15 protein-coding genes and 3 pseudogenes are annotated in these 18,602 nt (G+C 60.5%); 9 read left to right on the top strand and 9 right to left on the bottom strand.

Features of this window, described 5'->3' with window-relative positions:
- The first annotated feature begins 67 nt into the window (after positions 1-67).
- The 4 genes from AB4Y77_RS21300 to AB4Y77_RS21285 all read left to right on the top strand — a co-directional run bounded on the left by AB4Y77_RS21300 (position 68) and on the right by AB4Y77_RS21285 (position 5,129).
- A complete protein-coding gene (locus AB4Y77_RS21300) occupies positions 68-1,120 on the top strand; it encodes a LacI family DNA-binding transcriptional regulator (RefSeq protein ID WP_442015260.1) in 1,053 nt (350 codons plus the stop codon).
- 1,122 nt (positions 1,121-2,242) lie between these two features.
- A complete protein-coding gene (locus AB4Y77_RS21295) occupies positions 2,243-3,628 on the top strand; it encodes an MFS transporter (protein WP_442015259.1) in 1,386 nt (461 codons plus the stop codon).
- Positions 3,618-4,385 (top strand): SDR family NAD(P)-dependent oxidoreductase, encoded by a 768-nt coding sequence (locus AB4Y77_RS21290; RefSeq protein ID WP_442015258.1) that lies wholly within the window; start codon positions 3,618-3,620, stop codon positions 4,383-4,385. Before AB4Y77_RS21295 ends, AB4Y77_RS21290 begins: the two co-directional genes overlap by 11 nt.
- A 24-nt stretch (positions 4,386-4,409) precedes the next feature.
- Complete coding sequence (locus tag AB4Y77_RS21285) at positions 4,410-5,129, top strand: SDR family NAD(P)-dependent oxidoreductase (protein WP_442015257.1); 720 nt, start codon at positions 4,410-4,412, stop codon at positions 5,127-5,129.
- A 325-nt stretch (positions 5,130-5,454) separates the two neighbouring features.
- Here AB4Y77_RS21285 and AB4Y77_RS21280 read toward each other — a convergent pair whose 3' ends face one another.
- On the bottom strand, positions 5,455-5,661 hold the full coding sequence (locus tag AB4Y77_RS21280; protein ID WP_442015273.1) for a hypothetical protein: 207 nt from the start codon (positions 5,659-5,661) through the stop codon (positions 5,455-5,457).
- Between AB4Y77_RS21280 and AB4Y77_RS21275 the strand changes: the two genes are divergently transcribed.
- The 4 genes and pseudogenes from AB4Y77_RS21275 to AB4Y77_RS21260 form a co-directional block, all read left to right on the top strand.
- A complete protein-coding gene (locus AB4Y77_RS21275) occupies positions 5,623-6,177 on the top strand; it encodes an MmgE/PrpD family protein (protein ID WP_442015256.1) in 555 nt (184 codons plus the stop codon). The two genes, AB4Y77_RS21280 and AB4Y77_RS21275, sit on opposite strands and share 39 nt — an antisense overlap.
- Positions 6,090-6,347: pseudogene (locus AB4Y77_RS21270) on the top strand (MmgE/PrpD family protein); the annotation flags it as partial. The gene AB4Y77_RS21275 and the pseudogene AB4Y77_RS21270, both read left to right, overlap by 88 nt.
- Complete coding sequence (locus AB4Y77_RS21265) at positions 6,324-6,980, top strand: hypothetical protein (RefSeq protein ID WP_442015271.1); 657 nt, start codon at positions 6,324-6,326, stop codon at positions 6,978-6,980. The pseudogene AB4Y77_RS21270 and the gene AB4Y77_RS21265, both read left to right, overlap by 24 nt.
- A gap of 39 nt (positions 6,981-7,019) precedes the next feature.
- A pseudogene (locus AB4Y77_RS21260) lies at positions 7,020-7,298 on the top strand (transposase); the annotation flags it as partial.
- A 20-nt stretch (positions 7,299-7,318) separates the two neighbouring features.
- On the opposite strand, the gene AB4Y77_RS21255 reads toward AB4Y77_RS21260, so the two are convergent.
- Complete coding sequence (locus tag AB4Y77_RS21255) at positions 7,319-7,456, bottom strand: hypothetical protein (protein WP_442015255.1); 138 nt, start codon at positions 7,454-7,456, stop codon at positions 7,319-7,321.
- Positions 7,457-7,661: 205 nt separating this feature from the next.
- Positions 7,662-7,997, bottom strand: coding sequence for a hypothetical protein (locus AB4Y77_RS21250; protein ID WP_442015254.1), 336 nt, complete (start codon positions 7,995-7,997; stop codon positions 7,662-7,664).
- A gap of 440 nt (positions 7,998-8,437) precedes the next feature.
- On the opposite strand from AB4Y77_RS21250, the pseudogene AB4Y77_RS21245 reads away from it, so the two are divergent.
- Positions 8,438-9,013, top strand: a pseudogene (locus tag AB4Y77_RS21245) (DDE-type integrase/transposase/recombinase); the annotation flags it as partial.
- A 678-nt stretch (positions 9,014-9,691) separates the two neighbouring features.
- Here AB4Y77_RS21245 and AB4Y77_RS21240 read toward each other — a convergent pair.
- The 6 genes from AB4Y77_RS21240 to AB4Y77_RS21215 all read right to left on the bottom strand — a co-directional run bounded on the left by AB4Y77_RS21240 (position 9,692) and on the right by AB4Y77_RS21215 (position 18,486).
- A complete protein-coding gene (locus AB4Y77_RS21240) occupies positions 9,692-11,056 on the bottom strand; it encodes an MFS transporter (protein WP_442015253.1) in 1,365 nt (454 codons plus the stop codon).
- A gap of 230 nt (positions 11,057-11,286) precedes the next feature.
- The gene (locus AB4Y77_RS21235) at positions 11,287-11,988 is read right to left on the bottom strand and encodes a GntR family transcriptional regulator (RefSeq protein WP_442015252.1); all 702 of its coding nucleotides are present in this window, start codon (positions 11,986-11,988) and stop codon (positions 11,287-11,289) included.
- An 85-nt stretch (positions 11,989-12,073) separates the two neighbouring features.
- A complete protein-coding gene (locus AB4Y77_RS21230; RefSeq protein WP_442015251.1) occupies positions 12,074-13,027 on the bottom strand; it encodes a TAXI family TRAP transporter solute-binding subunit in 954 nt (317 codons plus the stop codon).
- Positions 13,024-14,481 (bottom strand): sensor histidine kinase, encoded by a 1,458-nt coding sequence (locus AB4Y77_RS21225; RefSeq protein WP_442015250.1) that lies wholly within the window; start codon positions 14,479-14,481, stop codon positions 13,024-13,026. Before AB4Y77_RS21225 ends, AB4Y77_RS21230 begins: the two co-directional genes overlap by 4 nt.
- Positions 14,478-15,143, bottom strand: coding sequence for a response regulator transcription factor (locus AB4Y77_RS21220; RefSeq protein WP_442015249.1), 666 nt, complete (start codon positions 15,141-15,143; stop codon positions 14,478-14,480). Before AB4Y77_RS21220 ends, AB4Y77_RS21225 begins: the two co-directional genes overlap by 4 nt.
- A gap of 109 nt (positions 15,144-15,252) precedes the next feature.
- Positions 15,253-18,486, bottom strand: a complete 3,234-nt coding sequence (locus AB4Y77_RS21215) for a 2-oxoglutarate dehydrogenase E1 component (protein WP_442015248.1) — start codon at positions 18,484-18,486, stop codon at positions 15,253-15,255.
- Positions 18,487-18,602: the final 116 nt, after the last annotated feature.

Raw genomic sequence — 18,602 nt, 5'->3', positions numbered from 1 at the left:
GCAAGCCTTTGCGTAAGATTGCGTTAGATGGTTTCTGCTTCGCCGTCGCGTAGAACGAAAGTGGCTCATGACAAACCCCGAAATAGATCGTAAGTCCCCAACGTTGGCAGAGATAGCCAGCCGGGCAGGGGTACACCAATCGACAGTGTCGCGGGCACTCACTGCCGACGGCCGGGGCGTAGGCGCGAAAACTGTGCAGAAAATTCGAACCATGGCAGCAGAGATGGGCTACAAACCAAACCCCGCCGCGGCGGAGCTGCGGACCGGACGCAGCAACTTGTTGGGCGTGCTCGTGCCCAACCTCATGGACATGGTGCTAGCCGAAATCTATGCAGGCATTGACGCAGGAGCCCACGAGTCCACATACAGTACCTTCGTCTCAAATACCCAAGATGATCCTGAACTCCGGCGCAGCAAGCTCAGCGAGTTCCAAGCTCGTCGGGTTGACGGAATTATCCTCGGCGACGCCAGGATCGATGGGGATGAGCTGGTTCAGATTCTCAAGCGCCAGGGAATTCCATACGTCTTGGTTAACAGAAGGCTGGCGGGTCACCCCTCGGTCACCACAGACGATGTCCTGGGGGGCGCGCTGGCAGCTTCCCATCTGCTCGACCTGGGGCATGTAAACGTCGGCATAGTGGCTGGACCCAGCTTCGCCAGCACCTGCGTCGAGCGCAGCCATGGGTTCGTCCAGAAGTATCTCATGGCGGGTTTAAGGGTCCCCGAGGGGTGCATAATCAATTCTGGGACAGATGCATCTGGTGGCTATGAGGCCGCGGCTCGGCTCCTTCACGAAAACCCGGAGATTACAGCCATTTTTGCAATAAATGATTTTGCAGCCGTCGGCGTCATGGGCGCCATCCGGGATCATGGGCGAACACCCGGAAAAGACATTGCGGTGATCGGATACAACGACGTGCCACTTTCGAAGTACCTCCCTGTCCCGCTGAGTTCGGTTCGATCGCCAATGTTCGAGATGGGGCGAAAAGGTGCATTGATGCTGATCGAGGCAATCAATGGCAAGAAGGCTCAGTCGCAGCTACTTGAGCCGGAACTGATCCCCCGTGCCTCTACGCTCGGGAATCAGCCAGCGGACGACGCGGGTCGGGTGCACCTGTAAAACGCATACAGACACGTATGGATTGATTTCCGTCGTCCTGACGGCATCCGCCGTTGGTTTCAAGGACCGTCCGGATTCGACCGATGGTTGAGCCTTGCGGCCCCGCCGGGTTCGGAAGCGCCGCGGAAATAGTCTCAGCGCCGCCGACGGGGCGGGGATCGCGGAGGCGCTGAATTCCCCCGGTTGGTTGATCTGGAACCATGCAGGTCTAGGTGAGTCGGTTCAGCGAATCTAATTGGGAGCGTTGTCTACCCTTTAGCGGGTGCTTGAAGAAAATAGCCAGGTCAATCATCGTCGGAACGCACGTCCACGTCACCAAGTACGGGGCGCTGGCCGTAGAAATGTCAAGGAGAACTTCCAGATTTACGGCACCCCGAGGTCGTGCACACGGACTCGGGAACATCCATGACCTCCGAGATGCTGGCGGGCTTGGAAGGACAGCTCGACCCACTTCCAGACTGCGGGTACGCGATGACAATCCTTCTGAATCGCTCCCTGAAGGGCGAGCCTGAGTTGCGGGGACGATTCTGCCTCAGGTCCGGCCACTACGCCCGTCACCACCACGACCGGACACTCCAGAATCGGCCTCCGCACCCCTTCGAACGTTCACTCTGCGTCCACGCCGTGGTGCCGCCGTGGCACCATTCGGGCTGAAGAAGTGCATAATGCAACGGACCTGATCCGGGGACGCATCCGCGTCCATTCAGCAGCTTTTCGTCCAGCCAATAAGAGCCAACCGCCCAGATCAGGGGCGCCTTGGAGGTTCAGGGTCCCAGAACTGCCAGCGGATCTTCCCACGGAGACACGGCTATAGCAGGGTGATCGCGCATCAATACATCGTCTCGATCATGCAGCCCTGCAAACCATTGCGTGATGAGGATGTGACCTCATGAAAGTGACTAGTCCTGTATTTTCAGGGCCTCCAAGGAATCCCTTGACGAAGCTGGCAGGTTATGTCTACGATTCATGCAATCCAATGCGTGATCTTCATTACACTATGGATTTGCTCCCCGCTGCATACCTGCTCGCTTCTTGAGCTTCGAAGCCGGCGCAAAACCTCCCGACGGCCTCCGCAGCCCGTCTAGACCTTTACCCTTCGTTTCAGTCACCTGAGAGGCCCCAATGAGCATCGAAACGGACAGCGTCGATCTGACGCCGCCAACCCAGAATGAAAAGCGGAAGCTTCCTAGCTTCTCCAAACGCGAAACCACGATCGCCACCGTCCTCGCTCTCCTTGCTTGGACGATTGCCGTCTTTGATTACGGTCTTTTTGGGACCCTTCTACCGGCGATGCAGGCCGACTTCGGCTGGACCGAAACGGAGGCCTACACCATCAACACGTGGGTCGCCGTCGGCACCGCCTTTGTCTGCTTCGGCATCGGACCAGTCATTGACCGGCTCGGCCGCCGCAAGGGCATGATGACCACCATCGGCGGAACCGCAATTGTCTCCGGTCTGACTGCACTGATCCCGACCGGAATCCCGTTCCTCAGCAACGGCTTGTTGGTGCTCATCCGTTCCTTCGGCGGCCTCGGATTCTCCGAACAGGCCGTCAACGCCACGTACATGAACGAGGTTTACCAAGTCACCGAGGTCGCCGACAAGCGCAAGCGGCCAGGTTTCCACTACTCCTTTATCCAGGGCGGTTGGCCGCTGGGTTTCGTATTGGCAAGCGGATTGGCCCTAGCCTTCCTGCCCACGCTCGGGTGGCGTGCGCTCTACTTGATGGCAGCTATACCTGCTGCGATCATCGTCTGGGTCATTGCCAAGAAGCTCAAGGAGACGCCGCAGTTTGAGCTCCACCACAAACTCACCGAACTTGAGAAGCACGGCCAGTCCGACGAGGCGCACGCCTTGGCACAGTCCTATGGCGTGGAACACTCCTCGACTGCACCCTTGAAGCGGATCTGGGAAGCGCACCTCCGCCGCAACACCATCATGTTCTCTCTGGCATGGATTCTCAATTTCTTCGGGATCCTGATCTTCAGCATCCTGGGCACCTCAGTTCTGAAGAACGCCAAGGGCGTCGAACTATCCGACGCTTTCTGGATGCTCATCGTCATCAACCTGATCGGCTACTTGGGCTACATCCTGCATGGCTGGATCGGCGACAAGATCGGTCGCAAGCAAACCATTATCGGCGGCTGGATCCTCTCGGGAATTTTCTTCGCACTGATGCTCAGCCCGCTCGTTGACAGCCCGCTCATGATCATCATCACCTACGGTGCAGGCCTCTTCTTCATGGTCGGTCCCTATGCGGCCATGCAGTACTTCCTGGCCGAGTGCTACCCGGTCAGCTGCCGGGCCACGGGCACGTCCTTCATCGGCGCGATGAGCCAGCCAGGCACCATCCTAGGCGGGATCCTGTTCACCGCAGTCGTCGCTGCCACGGATACCGGATCAGCAGCACTCTGGATCGGCGCATTCGGCCTGATCGGATCGGGCCTGCTGATGATCGGTACCAAACCGCCCATCGAAGTCATTCTGGAGGAGCCCCATGGCATCTGATCCCAAAGTCTCAATCATCACCGGAGCTGCCAGCGGAATCGGACGTGCGCTGGCCGTTCACTACGCCGCACGCGGCGATCAGACTGTCATCGGCACCTTTCCCGGCGATCCACACGACCCCGAAGAAACCTTGCGGCTTGTGAAGGAAGCAGGCGGTGAGGCAGTCATCCATGAGGTCGATGTCCGCAGCACACCCTCTGTCAACCGCTTCGCACAAAGAGCCGTTGATGAATACGGAAGACTCGACTACACGGTCGCCAACGCCGGCATCCTTCGGAACGCGCCGCTGGAAGAGTTATCTGATGAACGTTGGACGGAGATGCTCGACGTGGATCTCACCGGCGTGCTGCGCACACTGCGCGCCGGGGCCGTTCACACGGGGAAAGGCGGATCAATGGTCGCCATTTCCTCCATCGCCGGGGGCGTCTACGGTTGGGAGGAACATGCTCACTACGCAGCCGCGAAGGCTGGAGTACTGGGTCTCGTCCGAAGTCTGGCTGTCGAACTCGGCCACCGGCAAATCCGAGTCAATGCCGTCATTCCGGGACTCATCGAAACTCCGCAGTCCTTGGACCCTGTCAACTCCATCGGCGCCGCAGGTCTAGAACGTGCCGGCAGAGACATCCCGTGGGGGAGAGTGGGGCGCGCCGCCGAAGTCGCCAGTGTGATCGGGTTCCTGACTTCGACCGACGCCCAGTACGTCACCGGGCAGCCGCTCATCGTTGATGGCGGCCTGACCGTGAAAATGCGGGCCTGAGGTTTTCATTGAAAGGGAAATTATATGAACACTAGGACCTCCCAAGTGAGTGGGGGCCGGGCAGTCGTCGTGACAGGCGGAGCCAGCGGCATTGGCAAGGCAATTGCGGAACTATTCATCGCCAACGGCGACAATGTCGCCATTCTGGACCATAGGCCAGAAAAGGGCCACATCAGCATGGACGTTGCAGATGAAGCCAGCGTCCGGGAAGCATTTGCAGTCGCCAGGAGGCTGATAGGAGCGCCCCAAATCCTCGTCAACAGCGCAGGGCTGCTTACTCAGGCCCCCGTGGAATCAATGGAGCTGTCCCTCTGGAACGAAACAATCAATGTCGACCTCACCGGCGTCTTCCTTTGCTGCCGTGAAGTCATCGGATCCATGCGCGAGCAACGGTGGGGCCGCATCATCAACATCTCCTCGCAGTTGGCCATCAAGGGTGGAATCGGGCTCTGTCACTACAGCGCCGCCAAGGCAGGAGTCATCGGACTCACGAAGTCCCTCGCCCTGGAAGTAGCTGGAGACAACGTCCTTGTGAACGCCATCGCTCCCGGACCCATCAGAACGCCACTCGTTGACGGTGTCTCCGAAGACTGGAAAACGGCTAAACGGGCTGAACTTCCCCTCGGCCGCTTCGGAGAACCCGCAGAAGTTGCGCCTACTGCGCTACTCCTGGCCAGCGATCCTGGCGGCAATCTATTCGTAGGTCAGACCCTGGGACCCAACTCCGGTGACGTCATGCCCTGATCGGCCCCAGCTATTACCGAACAATGACGTACTGTGCTGCGCGTCGAACCTGAGCGCGACCGGCTCCACCGCCTGCGACGACTGCTTGGGTGATGGGGGCCGGTCGGCGCGTCAATCCTGTGCCAAATCAGACAGCCGCGGAGGACAGCTTTCCGACCTAGATGATGGCATGCCGCCCACTCTCGCTTGAGCACCCTGCCCTTGCAACACACCCATTAGAGGATTGAACATGAACCCCGGCTCCAGTCCGTTGCCCTTGATCACGCCGGTTACGGAGCCGGCGATGCCAAATGGCCTCGCGCAAGTTCTTCTCCATCACCTTGCCTTAGCTGATCCAGGCTCCTATTTTGACTTCCTTGGCAAAGATCTCGACACCGTACGGATCGCCGAGTGATGCCGGATCGGACACCCGGCGCGTCTCGATGGTTTCCAGCCGACCACCAAAGGAGAACAGACGTACTTTTCCGGACGCAATGGTCATCCTAGGAGAAACATGAAGAACCCCAGCTATGCCCGTCAGTTGGCCATCCATGCCACCACCCAACACCCACCAACCCAAGAAATCTCCGATTGGATGAGACTTCTCCTACTGGATTATCTTGCCGTGACCGAAGGCGGCTTAGATCGAGAGTCGGCGAAGGCGGCGCGCCGATCAGTTTCGTCGTCCAGAATACGAACCAACGATAAACCCGCTCGGGTCCTCGGAACCGAGCGCTTCTTGTCCGTCCAAGACGCAGCCCTCGTAAACGGAATCACCGGCCATGGACTCGAACTCGATGACACATTCGAAGAGGCGTCTCTGCATCCGGGTGTTGTCGTGTTCTCCGCCTTGCTCGCGGTCGCAGACGACCAAGGGCACACCCTCGACGACGTGTTACACGCAGCGACTGTTGGTTACGATGTCATGTGCGAAATCGGCATACTCGTGGGAGCCGCTGAAAGCTACGGCGTGGGTTTCATCCGACCGGCATATCCGGGGCGATTGGCTCCGCGGCCGCCGTCGCCACGCTCCTGGGTCTCTCGGAAGACGAGACCACAATGGCAATAGCGATATCAGCCAATCTCGCGGCAGGTTCGCTCGAATTTTTGTCCGATGGCTCCTGGACCAAGCGATTGAATGCCGGCCATGCCTCTGCCACCGGCGTTCGCAGTGCCAAGCTTTCCCAACAGGGATTCACTGCTCCTGAACTTGCAATTGAGGGCCGTGACGGTTTCCTTGGTCAATACGGTCGGGGTCTGGTCGAGGGACGCTCCCTGCATCTTGAGTACGGCCGAAACGCCCTGGCCACAAGCATCAAGTTCTACCCTTGCTGCCGCTATATGCACGGCAACATAGATCTGCTCAGCGACATCCGCCGTGAGAATCCTGATTTGAAGATTGAGGACATCAAAACGATTGAGACGGCAGTACTGCGGGCGGGCGCCACGCTCGTGTCCGAGCCGCCAGAACGAAAATACGTTATCCAAACACCGGTTGACGCGCAGTTCAGCATGCCATTCGGCGCGGCCGTTGCGCTGGCCACGGGAGAGGCCACCGTGGCCCAGTTTGACAATGCCCCAGCCGTTGCTAGACAGCTGGAGTCATGGCTGCGAAAAGTGGTGTGCTACTTCAGCGAAGACCTCGAAGCTGCCTTCCCAGCAGTATGGCAGGCGGAAGTGCGAGTAAGGCTCAAGGACGGAACCACAATCGAGCGAAGCGAAGCCTCATTTCGGGGATCACCGGGCGCCCGGACCACACATGAGCAAGTCATGGCAAAGGCAAAAGGGCTAATCGGAGCAGACGCCGCCCTTGCACTCGACCTATCCATCTCGACTCCCGGAAGTGTCGGGACTGCCCCCTTTTTTTGTTGACTCCTTAACCTAGCGGGCTTGTGCTCGTGGGTGTTGACCCTGCCCACGGCATATGGGCCGGAGTTCCGCCAGATTGTTATTGATGTGGCCCGCAAGGGCGAAGCGCCGCTGGCGCAGATTGCAAAGGACTTCAGGCTGTCAGTCACGACGCTCAAGCGGTGGATTGCCATTGCCGAACGTAAAGAATCCGGAGCCAGCCCGGCAAGCGGTGATTCGGCCGAGATGCGTGAGCTAAAGAAGCACAACCGTCTGCTGGAGCAGGAGAACGAGATCCTGTGCCGGGCGGCTGCCTATCTGGTCAGGGACATCAACTCAAAATGACTCTTCTATGGGTTCTGTCAAGCCATAATGGTTTGGAGTTGGCGGCAGATGGAGCGGCCGACGTAGCGTTTGAGGTTCCGGCCGATCTCGAGGTTTGATTTTCCTGTTGCCCGGTTCCGGGCCACGTATTTCTTGGTTTCGGTGTTGGAACTCATGCGGGTGCGGACGATGACGTCGAAGGCGCGGTTCAGTTGACGGTCTCCGGAGCGGTTAGCCGGTGCCGGGTCGTGTTGCCGTAGGACGCCGGACGTGTGGCGACACCGCCGAGCGCGGCGGAGGCTGCTTCAGAACGGATGCGGCCGTGGTGGGCGTAGGCGGACGTGATGATCGCTCCTGCTACGGGCCTGACCCGGAGACCGCTTAAGGCCCTGGCGCCAATTCTTGGGTGAGCTGGGCCAGGGCCTTGTGATTTTCGGCGACCTGGATGTTGAGGTCTTTGACTGCCAGTGCCAGGCGTTTGGCTTCGGCGCGGACGATTCGGATCACGGGTTCGGTGGTGTGTGAGGACCGCCAGGCTTGCAATGGCGGTGATCTGAGTGTCCCGAGGTGATGAACGCGCATCGATCCCGAGATCTGTGCCGCGGAGTAGGGCGGTGAGGGCGTTGCGGTTCGCGGTGCGTTGGTGATCGAGCAGAGACCGCGACGCCAGCAGAATATCCTGATCGCGGCCCGGGTGCCTGCAGCACTAGGCTCCATCACATGATCGTGGGTCACCCCAGGACTGAACGGTCTGCGGCTTCGGCGTCGATGGGATGAGCGGGCAGGAGGCCCGAGGCCGCCAACCTCGATGTCAGCGGCAAGGAGAGCCTGGGAGAGCCGGGTACCGTAAGAAGACGTGCCCTCAACGGCAGCGAAGACCCTATCCCCACCTGTGCGCCGCCGAATCCAGTCGATCGCACGGTCCATTTCCGCGGAGGTGGCAGGAGCCTGCCTGAGTCGCTTGGAGACGCATCTGTAACGAGTCACACCCAAGTGAAGGACAGTCTTCTGAGCAGGTCATCCGTGTGGGCAGGCCTGTGCCCGGAGAATGGTGCGGACGAGTCATTTTCAAGACACCGTGTGTTGCGGGTATAAACCCTGAGTCACGCGCCGTACTCCGGGACCAGCCGGTCAGCCAACCTCGGGCCGGCCACCGACCATTACAGATCTACCCGCTGGTCACGGATCTTGCCGCCGACAGTGTTCCAGTGGAGGTGACCCCGCAGGGTGTTGGGATTCAGCACGCAAGGCTAATACCGTTGGAGAACCAGCCCGGTAACCGAACGGGACTGGATCGATGCGCACTTGGTCAACGTCGCCCTTGACATCCACGCCGAAGACCCGGCAATCGGGTACCGTTTTATCGCCAACGAACTTCCGGAGAACGGCATCACAGCGGGCGAGAACAGGGTCCAGCGCCTATGCAGGGAGCGCGGAATCTGCTCGCCGTTCTCGATGAAACGCGGCCTGAACCGCAGACCCAGGCCACCGTTTCACGATGACCTGGCTGAGCGGGATTCACCGCCGCGGCACCGGACGAGCTGTGGCTGACAGACATCACCGAACACCCCACCGCCGAGGGTAATTTCTACCTCTACGCCGTGAAGGACGTCTATTCCGGCAGGATCGTCGGCTACTCGATGGACTCGCGGATGAAGTCCCCATTTGCCGTGGCCGGACTGGAGAACGTGGTGCGGGCACCCAACCCTGCAGGAACCGTGGTGCATTCGGATAGCGACACTGTTTGCATCGCTCGGTCGCCATTTGGCGGCGTCGTTGGACGAAATAACTATGCCCTTAGGGCGACGCGTTCAGGGGACACAGCCGTGTTGCCGTGGTCGTTGCCAGGTTCCATAGTCGAGCAGGATCGAGACGTCTTGTTGCAGGCAGGCTCCGAGAAATGGGTGACGTGCTGGCGACGGACGTCGTGGGGCGTGCAAGTCACTGGCGTGACTGCCTCAGTCGGACGGGCATAACCGGAGTCGACGATGGGACGGTCCTGCCAAGCGGCTGGTTCCTCGGGCGCACAATGAGCGTTGATCAATATCTGCACGGGTAGACTGCCTAATGTTCCCCCTTGGAGTCGCCAAACGGACGCGGCGGGTCAACCTCGGGTTTCAAGCCCTGTGGCACGGCTCCCTCTGTCAAACAAGCTTCCGGTAATTGCCGCCGTACTGAAACTAGCGTGGCTACCTCTGTCATGGTTCTGAAGGGTGGCGGTCTGCTTCCGGCGGGGCCCGAGGTTGAACGCAGGAGACTGGGCCCGGGTTGAGGTCCGGTCATCCGCTGCTCGCGAGCCGTCAGGAGCATAGCCAACGAGCCAAGAAAGTGGCCGGCCTCCTTTGGGAGGCCGGCCACTTTTTAGTGAATTATTGTAGAGCGCCTGTTGGGTTCAGATCGGGCGCCTTTCCTTATGCCACAGGAACTTTGTTTGTGGGAACTGCCGGCGCGAGGTCAGCCTCCAAGCTGGAGTTCTTTGACGGTTCTTTGACCATGAACGAGGCAACTAGAGTCAGCGCAATGCAGCCCGTCACGTACCAGAAGAACGTGGATTCCATGCCGGCCTGCTTCAGTGCCAATCCGATCGGCTCTACAGTTCCGCCGAAAGATGCGGCAACGAGTGCGTGAGGCAGTCCGACGCCTAGTGCGCGGACACGGGTGGGGAACATCTCGGCTTTGACGATCGAGGCGCAGGCCGTGTACCCGGACACGAAGACCAGGCAGAGCATCATGAGTCCGAAGGCGGCAAAGACGTTGGTGGTGTCGGCAAGTAACGTCAGCACGGGCACCGTGACAATGGTTCCGCCAATGGAAAAGAACAGCATGACCTTCCGGCGTCCGTAGCGGTCCGAGAGGCCGCCGGCGATCGGCTGCAGGAACATGAAGAGGAACAACGCCACGAAGCTGATAACGCTGGCGTCTTCCTTGGCGATGCCAGAGGTATTGACCATGTATTTCTGCATGTACGTGGTGTAAACGTAGAAGCTGACTGTGCCGCCGATGGCCAGACAGAAGACGGCGATGAGCTGCTTTGGGTACTGTAGGAGAGCGCGCAGTGAACCAACAGGCTTCTTGCCGGTGGACGCGGTCTCGGCTTCGCTGCGTGCCTTCTCAAGTTTGTAGTGCTCGGATTCGTCCATCGAACGGCGGAGGACCATGACCAGCAGTCCGGCAACTGCGCCGATGATGAATGGAATGCGCCATCCCCATTCGCCCATCTGCTCGGGAGTCAGGATGCGTTGCAGCAGGATCATTACCAGCAGGGCGGAGAGCTGGCCGATGATGATGGAAACGTACTGGAAGCTGGAGAAGAAGCCGCGGCGGCCCGGCGTGGCTACTTCGGAGAGATACGTTGCGCTGGAGCCGAATTCACCGCCGACACTCAGACCCTGGATAAGCCGAGCGAAGACCAGGAGGATAGGCGCCCAAATCCCGATGGTGTCGAAGGACGGGGTGAGCCCGATCGTCAGCGAGCCGGCGCTCATGAGGAGAACGGAAGCAGCGAGGGCGTTCCGGCGGCCATGCCGGTCCGCATACATGCCCAGCAACCATCCGCCAAGGGGGCGCATCAGGAACCCGACGGCGAAGACGGCTGCGGTGGACAGCAACTGGGCGGTGGGGTTACCGCTGGGGAAGAACTCTGCAGCGAAGTAGATGCTGAACGAGGCGTAGACGAACCAGTCATACCACTCGATCAGGTTTCCTAGGCATCCTTTGACGACGTTGCTCACCACACGGGACTTGGCGGGTGCAGCCGGCGCACTTTGAGTGTTCATTTGAACTCCTTTGTTCTATACGGCGGTGCTTGGCTTCTGCTGCCGTTGCCGCCGGTTCGAGGCTTTCGCCGTGGAACTACCTCCAATGTGTCTCAGGTCACCCGGATGTGAACAGCGAATCGGGGTTTTCTTAGCCGTCCCTTAAGACGGTTCTTTAACCTGCGGAAATCGACACAGAAAAGCCGGGCCCGCATCGGTGCGGACCCGGCATGACCGGCGAGGAGAGGGAGTTAGACGCGGGCCAGCCCGGGGGATTCGTCACTAGGTCTTTCGGCGGCGACCCTCTCATCAAAATGGGCAGCCAGAAGCTCGCCGGAGTGCATCAGGTGCTCTTCCATTTCCGCCCGGGCCGTCTGGGCATCACGGGACCGGATGGCTTCCAAGAGCTTGGAATGGTCATCGACCGTGGCTTTCGGCCAGCCTTCGATGCTGGAGTAGAAACGGCGGGGGACGTAGCGGGATACAAGGCCCATGGCCCAAATGATCTTCCGCGAATCCGCCAGGAGGTTGATTTCACGGTGGAAGGCGTGGTTTTTTTCCTCCAACAGGGCGTCGTCATGGCGGGCCGCAGCAGCAATGAGTTCGTGGTGCAGTGCTTCGAGCTCGGAAAGGTCCTTGTCGGTGGCGTTGTGCGTTGCACGTGCGGCCAGTTCACCGCCGATCAGTGCTTGGACCCGGAAGATGTCACGGATGTCTTTGCCGGTTAGGGGAGCCACCTGAAAGCCCTTCCGGGGCACCAGCTCCAGGAAACCCTCAACCCTGAGGGACTGGAGGGCTTCCCGGACTGGGGTGGTGGAAATCTGGAGTGCCTCGGCCAAAACCTCCGGCCGTATTTGGGCTCCTGGCCGGAGGCTGCCGGACATAATAAGGGCGCGGACGTAGGAGGAAGCCTCGTCACTGAGCTGCGGACGAACACGTTGACGCTCATTCATGGGCATGTCACTTTCTGCTTGCTACAACAAAACTACGGCATTACCTGGGAAGAATTGCCACAGCTAGCGGCAGACAGATTCCAGCTTAGGCATGGTTGCGCTTGTACGCGTCGACGGCTCCGGGATGGAGAGGAATCCCAGATGTATAAATCAGTGAGCGTGTGTCCAGGAACTGGATGCCCACCGCTCCCGGCGGCACCAGTTCTGCCGATCGTCGGACCAGGACGTCAACCACCCGGCTAACCACCTCGTTCGGAAGATCGGGACGGGCAAGGAGGATCGTCGAAATTCCCACCGACGCGATCTCGGTTCCGGAAGCGTAGAGGCTCTTCGGTAAAGTAACCGGCTGATAAACGGGCCCGTACTTTGCCTGTAGCACCTGCTGCTCAGCCGCGAGGTCCAACAGGCGGATTCCCGACGCCGGACCCCGGCCATTGCTGGTATCCATTTGGGGATGCGGGACCCCACCGGCAAAGAGGGCTGCATCAACTTCTCCGGTTGCCAGGGCATCGAGCACACCGGTGATAGGTACTTGTTGGATGGTGACCTCGGATTCTTTGAGGCCCCCCACCTCCAAGAGAAGGCGGCCCGCCCGGATCGTAGCGGAGCTCGCGCCCAGGCTGACGACCTTGCCCCTGAGTTGAGAAACGCTGCGAATCGGTGAACTGCCGGGCACGGCGAATTGCAGATAGTTCAAGTAAAGGCGGCCCACTGCCTGCAGACGGTCTTTTTGGGACAGGGCGACATCTGCCAATACCAAGGCAAGGTCCAGTTTTCCGGTAAGGATGCCTTCCAGATTTTCCACCGAGCCGTCGGTGATCACAGGATCAAGCGAGAATCCGACGTCGGCGCGCGCCACTGCCGCGGTAAGTGACTGCCCGAAATCGTAGAAGAAGCCGCGGTTCTCGGCAGTCCCCAATGTGAACTGACGTCCAGGGGTGCTGCAACCTCCCAACAGGGCTCCTGCTGCAGCCGCAGCAGATGCGGTGAGCAGCCGCCGTCGTGAGATGTCGTGGCGGGCGCCTGCATGGGCTATCACGGCGCGATACCTTCCTGCGCAACCGGCAAGGTCAAGACTACAGTGAGCCCACCCCCGGGAGTTTCCCCTGTGGTGAGGTGGCCGCCGTTGCGTTCCATCAGTGCCTCCACAATGGACATGCCCAAACCCGTGCCTCCAGGATTGACGTTTTCAAGTGCTGGTGGTTGGACAGCCGTACCCCGGAAGAACCTCCTGGTGATTAGCGGCAATTCACTCGCGAGTACGCCGTCACCGTCGTCCGCAACGGTGACGGTAACCGAGGCGTCGTCGTCGGAATCAACGGAAATCCCTACCGTGGCGCCCCTCCCGGCGTATTTGCAGGCGTTATCGAGCAGCACATCGACGGCTTGTTCCAGGTCGCCTGTTCTGACGGCGGCCGCATGCTCGGCGGGGGAGTCCTGAACATTGATGGCAACCCCGGCGGCAGCAGCCGTTTCCGCCCAAAAGTCTGCACGCTCACGCACCACAGGCAAAGGCAGGCAGTACTCATGACCCACTTGCCGGGCACGCGGCGTCTCTGCCACGGACAAGGCCAGCAGGTCATCGAGGATTTCTTCCAAACGCAGGGTTTCACCGACGGCCCGTTGATGGCTCTTGGTGCCCCCGACCTGGACTTGAGGCTCCAGCAGGTCAAGACGCAATTGAAGAGCGGTGAGAGGGTTTCGCAGCTGGTGGGCGGTGTCGGCGACCAGCCGGCTCTGCGCCTCAGTGGAGGCATGGACTGTGGTGGCCATCTTCTCGAACGACTTTGATAGCAAGCGAAACTCCGGCGGCCCTCCAGCAGCTTCGCCGGCCAGTGGTGGAAGAGCGCCGCTTTCTGTTGTAACGGCTGCCCTGGCGAACGGCAGGCTGTCCGTCAGTTCCTGCATCCGTTGGCTGACCTTGTCCAGGGGACGAAGGACCCACCGGCTGACGGCCCACGCCAACGCGCCAAAGCCGGCTACCGCCGTTACGGAGCCAGCCGCGATGAGGAGCCAAGTACGCAAAATGTCCTCACGGGGGCCTTCTGTGGAGGCGACGATCACTACGGCACCGTTCACCTGGGCGCCTGAACCGATTGGTTTGGCAAAGACCGCCGTGGGCGAGCTCCACGGTGTGAGCAGTTCGAGGCCTGACGAGCGTTCGTTCCGTAGCGCGCGGTCGACAGCGGCTGAGACCTCGGGATCGTTCAGGGTTGTTCCGAGAGCCTGGGCCGGTGCCCCTCTCGTGGACACAACAACCACCGCGTCACCATAAAGGCTTTTGTAGGCGGCGATCTCTTCCAGCAGCAGTCCAGGCCCGGCGTTGCGCACGTAGTTGTCGGCGAGGTCCGCGAACCGTTGAAGGTCCCCGTCCCGGCTGAGGACAAATTGACGTGTACGAAGGTCCGCGGATGACAACGCTAAGGGAATTGCAAAGCCTGTCACTACGATGGCTCCGAGGACCGCAAGGACCAAAAGAAGACGGGTTCTCACTGTTCGCCTGTCCAGCGATACCCAAACCCTCGGATGGTTTCGATCAGCCCGGGCCGACCGATCTTGCCGCGCAGCGCCGTCATATGAACATCCAACGAACGCGACACCGTTACGAAGGCATCGCCCCAAATGTGGTCCATCATGTGTTGGCGGCTTATGGCTGTCCCCGGACTGTCCACGAGCATCGCCAACAGTTGGAACTCCTTGGTCGTCAATGAGATCTGCTCCCCGCCCACCTCCATGGTCCGTCCCGAGAGATCGATGACCACGTCTCCGAATTCCCGAACATGCGTGGAAGTCACGGAGGCCCGCTGCGCGCGTCGACGGATAGCCTCAATCCTTGCCAACAGTTCAGTGATGCGTGCTGGCTTTACCAAGTAGTCGTCGGCTCCGTTCCGCAACCCGCGCACCACCGAACGTTCGTCGTCCCGCGCGGTCAACACGATGACTGGTACTGCCGAGACCTGGCGGAGACGCCGGAGGACCTCGATTCCGTCCATGTCAGGAAGGCCCAGATCCAGAAGCACCAAGTCGAAGTCGGGATGCCGGGTCAAGAGCTCGGTCCCGCGTGACATGCGGTAGGCGGTGATCCGGTTCGCTTCCAGCGCGTCTACGAGCGCGCTGGCAACGCCGTCGTCGTCCTCGACAACACCTATCCGCACGTTTCAGGTTCCTTTCACTGGGGCAGGCGGTGCAGGGAATCCCTGCACCGCCCGACCTTGGTCTGTGGTTACTCTAGGCTCCTCGTACCGTCAGGACGAGCCAGAGTCGCTAGCCGATCCGGAAATCGACGACGCCGGTCTGAGCTGCTGCGGTCAGTAGGCGCTCCTGGGCTGCTTTGTGCTCAGCCGAGTAGCCTTCGGCAGGCGAGGCTGCCTCCGGCCTGCCGACATAACCAAGGCGGAAGCGGCTCAGGCCCATCTTCAGGAGCTTGGGTAGTACGTAGCTCCAAGCACCCATGTTCTCGGGTTCTTCCTGGACCCAGACTATTTCCTCCAGGCTGGCCGCTGCTGCCACTTCCTGCATGATTTCCTCGTGGGGGAAGGGGTAGAGCTGTTCAAGGCGAAGCAGGCGCACGTCCTCACCCAAGCGGTCTTTGGCCTCCACGCCCACTTTGCCCGTGCAGAGAAGGAGGCGGGTGGTCTCTTGGCTGGGGGCACCAGAGGTAAGTACCTTGTTGAAAGTGCCTCTGGTGAAATCGTCAACCGCTGACTTGGCGGATTCAGCCCGTAGCAACGACTTCGGCGTGAAGATGATGTGGGGCCGCGGTTCTTCCATGGCTGCTGCATTCACCAGTGCATGGAAGTACTGTGACGCTGTGGTGGGAATGAGGATTCGGGCGTTGTCACGCGCCGCCAGCTGGAGGAAGCGCTCAAGGCGCGCTGAGGAGTGCTCCGGACCGGCGCCTTCCCAGCCGTGGGGGAGAAGTGCCACGAAGCGGCTTTCGCGGCCCCACTTGTCCCTGCCCGCCATGATGAACTGATCGAAAATGACCTGTGCGACGTTCACGAAGTCGCCAAACTGGGCTTCCCACAATTGGAGCGAGTCCGTGTTTGTCCGGCCGTAACCATATTCGAACCCAACCGTCGCAACTTCGGTCAACGGGGTATTCGCCACAAGGAACGGGGCGTCTCCGAACGTCAGGCGCTCGGCCTTGTCACCGGTTTCCGCGTCGTGGACCACAATATGCCGGTGGCTGAACGTCCCGCGCTCCACATCCTCACCCGTGAGCCGCAACGGTACGCCGGCCTGGTTGATGAGCTTCAAGGCCAACAGTTCCGCCTGGCCCCAATCCACCAGGAAGTCCTGGTTGCGCAAGCTGCGCTTCTTATCAAATTGCCGCATCAGCTTGGGATGGATCGCGACGTCGTCACGGGACTGTTCGGCCACGTCCAGGACGTCAGCCAGCCACGGAGCAGTAATGTCCCGCAGCTTATCCGCCACTCCGGGGCGAGGCGCAAACTCCTGGGTCACCACGGAGCTCAAATCGAACACACGGGCCTTTTCCAAGGCGCCGACAAGATTCGCTTTGGCGGCGGCCCGGGTTTCTTCGACGTAGTTCTTGTTCACCAGACCGGCTGCCTCAAGGGTGGACGCGTAGATGTTGTGAACAGGAGGGTGCTGGTCAATGTCGTTGTAGTAGACAGGCTGCGTGTAGCGGGGTTCGTCAGTCTCGTTGTGCCCATGACGGCGGTACCCCTGGACGTGGATGACAATGTCAGAACCAAAACGCTCGCGGTATTCGAAGGCAATCCGCGCTGCAACCAAGTTGGCGTCAACGTCGTCGGCGTCGGTGTGGATGACGGGGACGTCAAAGCCGCGGATGACGTCGGAGGGGTAGGAGGTTGAACGCAGCTGGAAGGGCGTTGCCGTGAATCCGAGCCTGTTGTCCTGGACGATGTGGATGCTGCCACCCACGTTGTAGGGATCCAGACGCTGCAGGTTGAAGGTCTCGTAGACAACGCCCTGTCCGGTAAAAGCCGCGTCGCCGTGGAGCAGGACCGGGAGCACCTTCCGTCGTGCGTCTTCCGGCGACATGCCCTCTGCGATGAGCTGGTCCTGTTTGGCTTTGGCAGCGCCAAGTGCCACTGGCGAGACGAATTCAAGGTGGCTGGGGTTCTGCTCCAACATGACGCGGATGGACGAGCCGTCGGTGTCTGTGAAGGTACCGCTGCCTCCGAGGTGCTGGCGGACATCGCCGGAGCGTGCCAATTCCGTGGATCGGGCCGATGGGAGGAACTCGGCGAGGATGCGCTCCATAGGCCAGTTCAGGATGTGGCCCATGATGCTAAGCCTGCCGCGGTGGGCCATGCCCAGCACAGTATCCGTATAGCCCTTGCCGGCCGCCTGTCCAGCCATTTCGGCCAAGGCAACCACCGTTGATTCGAGCCCCTGCACCGAGAGTGTCTTTTGCCCCAGGAACTGGGTCTGAAGGTAACCTTCGAAGACGTCGAGGTCCGTGGAAAGCTTGAGTGCCTGCAACCGGCGCTCCGCGCCCGGCTGGGGGGTGCCGTGCCGGATTAGGTCAGCGAGCCAAGTGCGGGTTTTGGGGTCGGAAAGGTGGGCGAATTCGATCTCGACGCCGTCAGGCAGCCATGATCCTTCGTCGCGGGCACGGACGGGTTCCAGCCGGGCGACCGCAGCGCCGCCTGAGGTGTTGAACTCAGCCAACCGCACGTCGTCGTCGGTGGTTCCACCGGCCGCCTGAAGGTCGTGCAGGGCATCAGGTTCGTTTCGCAGGATTTCCTGCTCAAGTTCAGCGAGGAACTCTGGTGAACGGAGGAGTTTCTCGACGGTTCCAAGGAAACTCCCCGAGTCCGCGCCTTGGATAGCGCGGTGATCATACGTCGAGGACAAAGTCAGGACCGGGTCCACGGGGTGCGTTGCCGCGAGGGTTTCCAGTCCCGCGGGGATTCCGATTGCACCTGCGGCGACGATGATGCCGGGGCCGGCGGGAAGCAGCGGGACCCCTGTCGTCGACCCGAACCGGCCGGTGCTGGTGAGGATCAGGGTGGCGCCGCGGAGCCTATTAACGGCGATCGTTCCGGCTCGGCATTCTTGGGAAAGCTGGCCGAGCTGTTCCACCAGCGAAGGGAAGGTGAGGCTGGCTGCATCTTGAATCACTGGGACCATGATGGAGTGCCCAGCGGAAGTCTCGACGTCCACCGCCACTCCAAGATTGACCGTTCCTTCCTGAACCAAGACAAGGTCCGAACCATCAGGTTCGATGCGCTGACGCACGGCCGGAACTTCGTGTTGGGCAGCGCGCGCCATGGCCGTCGCGAGTACGGCGGCAATCGGCACGTTGAAGCCCTGGCCGCGAAGGCGTTCACGCCACGTCATCAGGGATGACACCTCGAACGTTCTCATGGTTGATGCCGTGGGTACGCTAAGGCTGGCTTCCATATTGCGGGCCATCGCAGCGCCCCGACCGCGGAGGAGCTTGCGGGAATCGGGGTCAGCAGGGTCGGCTGGGTTGGACCCGGGGGTCAGGTTCTGGAGCATGTCATCGTCCTTCGTGCTGTGAAGTGAATGGTGCCGTATGGAATCCTTTGGCATCCACGGGCTTTCGTTCCATGGTCCTTGCTATGGATCAGGGTCACAAATACCTTTTTCTGATG

The sequence above is a fragment of the Paenarthrobacter sp. YAF11_1 genome, assembly GCF_052113445.1.
GTDB lineage: Bacteria > Actinomycetota > Actinomycetes > Actinomycetales > Micrococcaceae > Arthrobacter.
This window is presented reverse-complemented; position numbering and strand designations above follow the sequence as displayed.

What these genes read in the sequence shown, in the direction of transcription:
- AB4Y77_RS21215 (WP_442015248.1), bottom strand. Translation starts at nt 18,486, where the DNA reads ATGCTCCAGAACCTGACCCCCGGGTCCAACCCAGCCGACCCTGCTGAC.
- AB4Y77_RS21280 (WP_442015273.1), bottom strand. Translation starts at nt 5,661, where the DNA reads ATGGATGGCCAACTGACGGGCATAGCTGGGGTTCTTCATGTTTCTCCT.
- AB4Y77_RS21285 (WP_442015257.1), top strand. Translation starts at nt 4,410, where the DNA reads ATGAACACTAGGACCTCCCAAGTGAGTGGGGGCCGGGCAGTCGTCGTG.
- AB4Y77_RS21255 (WP_442015255.1), bottom strand. Translation starts at nt 7,456, where the DNA reads ATGAGTTCCAACACCGAAACCAAGAAATACGTGGCCCGGAACCGGGCA.
- AB4Y77_RS21250 (WP_442015254.1), bottom strand. Translation starts at nt 7,997, where the DNA reads ATGGAGCCTAGTGCTGCAGGCACCCGGGCCGCGATCAGGATATTCTGC.
- AB4Y77_RS21235 (WP_442015252.1), bottom strand. Translation starts at nt 11,988, where the DNA reads ATGAATGAGCGTCAACGTGTTCGTCCGCAGCTCAGTGACGAGGCTTCC.
- AB4Y77_RS21240 (WP_442015253.1), bottom strand. Translation starts at nt 11,056, where the DNA reads ATGAACACTCAAAGTGCGCCGGCTGCACCCGCCAAGTCCCGTGTGGTG.
- AB4Y77_RS21295 (WP_442015259.1), top strand. Translation starts at nt 2,243, where the DNA reads ATGAGCATCGAAACGGACAGCGTCGATCTGACGCCGCCAACCCAGAAT.
- AB4Y77_RS21290 (WP_442015258.1), top strand. Translation starts at nt 3,618, where the DNA reads ATGGCATCTGATCCCAAAGTCTCAATCATCACCGGAGCTGCCAGCGGA.
- AB4Y77_RS21300 (WP_442015260.1), top strand. Translation starts at nt 68, where the DNA reads ATGACAAACCCCGAAATAGATCGTAAGTCCCCAACGTTGGCAGAGATA.
- AB4Y77_RS21275 (WP_442015256.1), top strand. Translation starts at nt 5,623, where the DNA reads ATGAAGAACCCCAGCTATGCCCGTCAGTTGGCCATCCATGCCACCACC.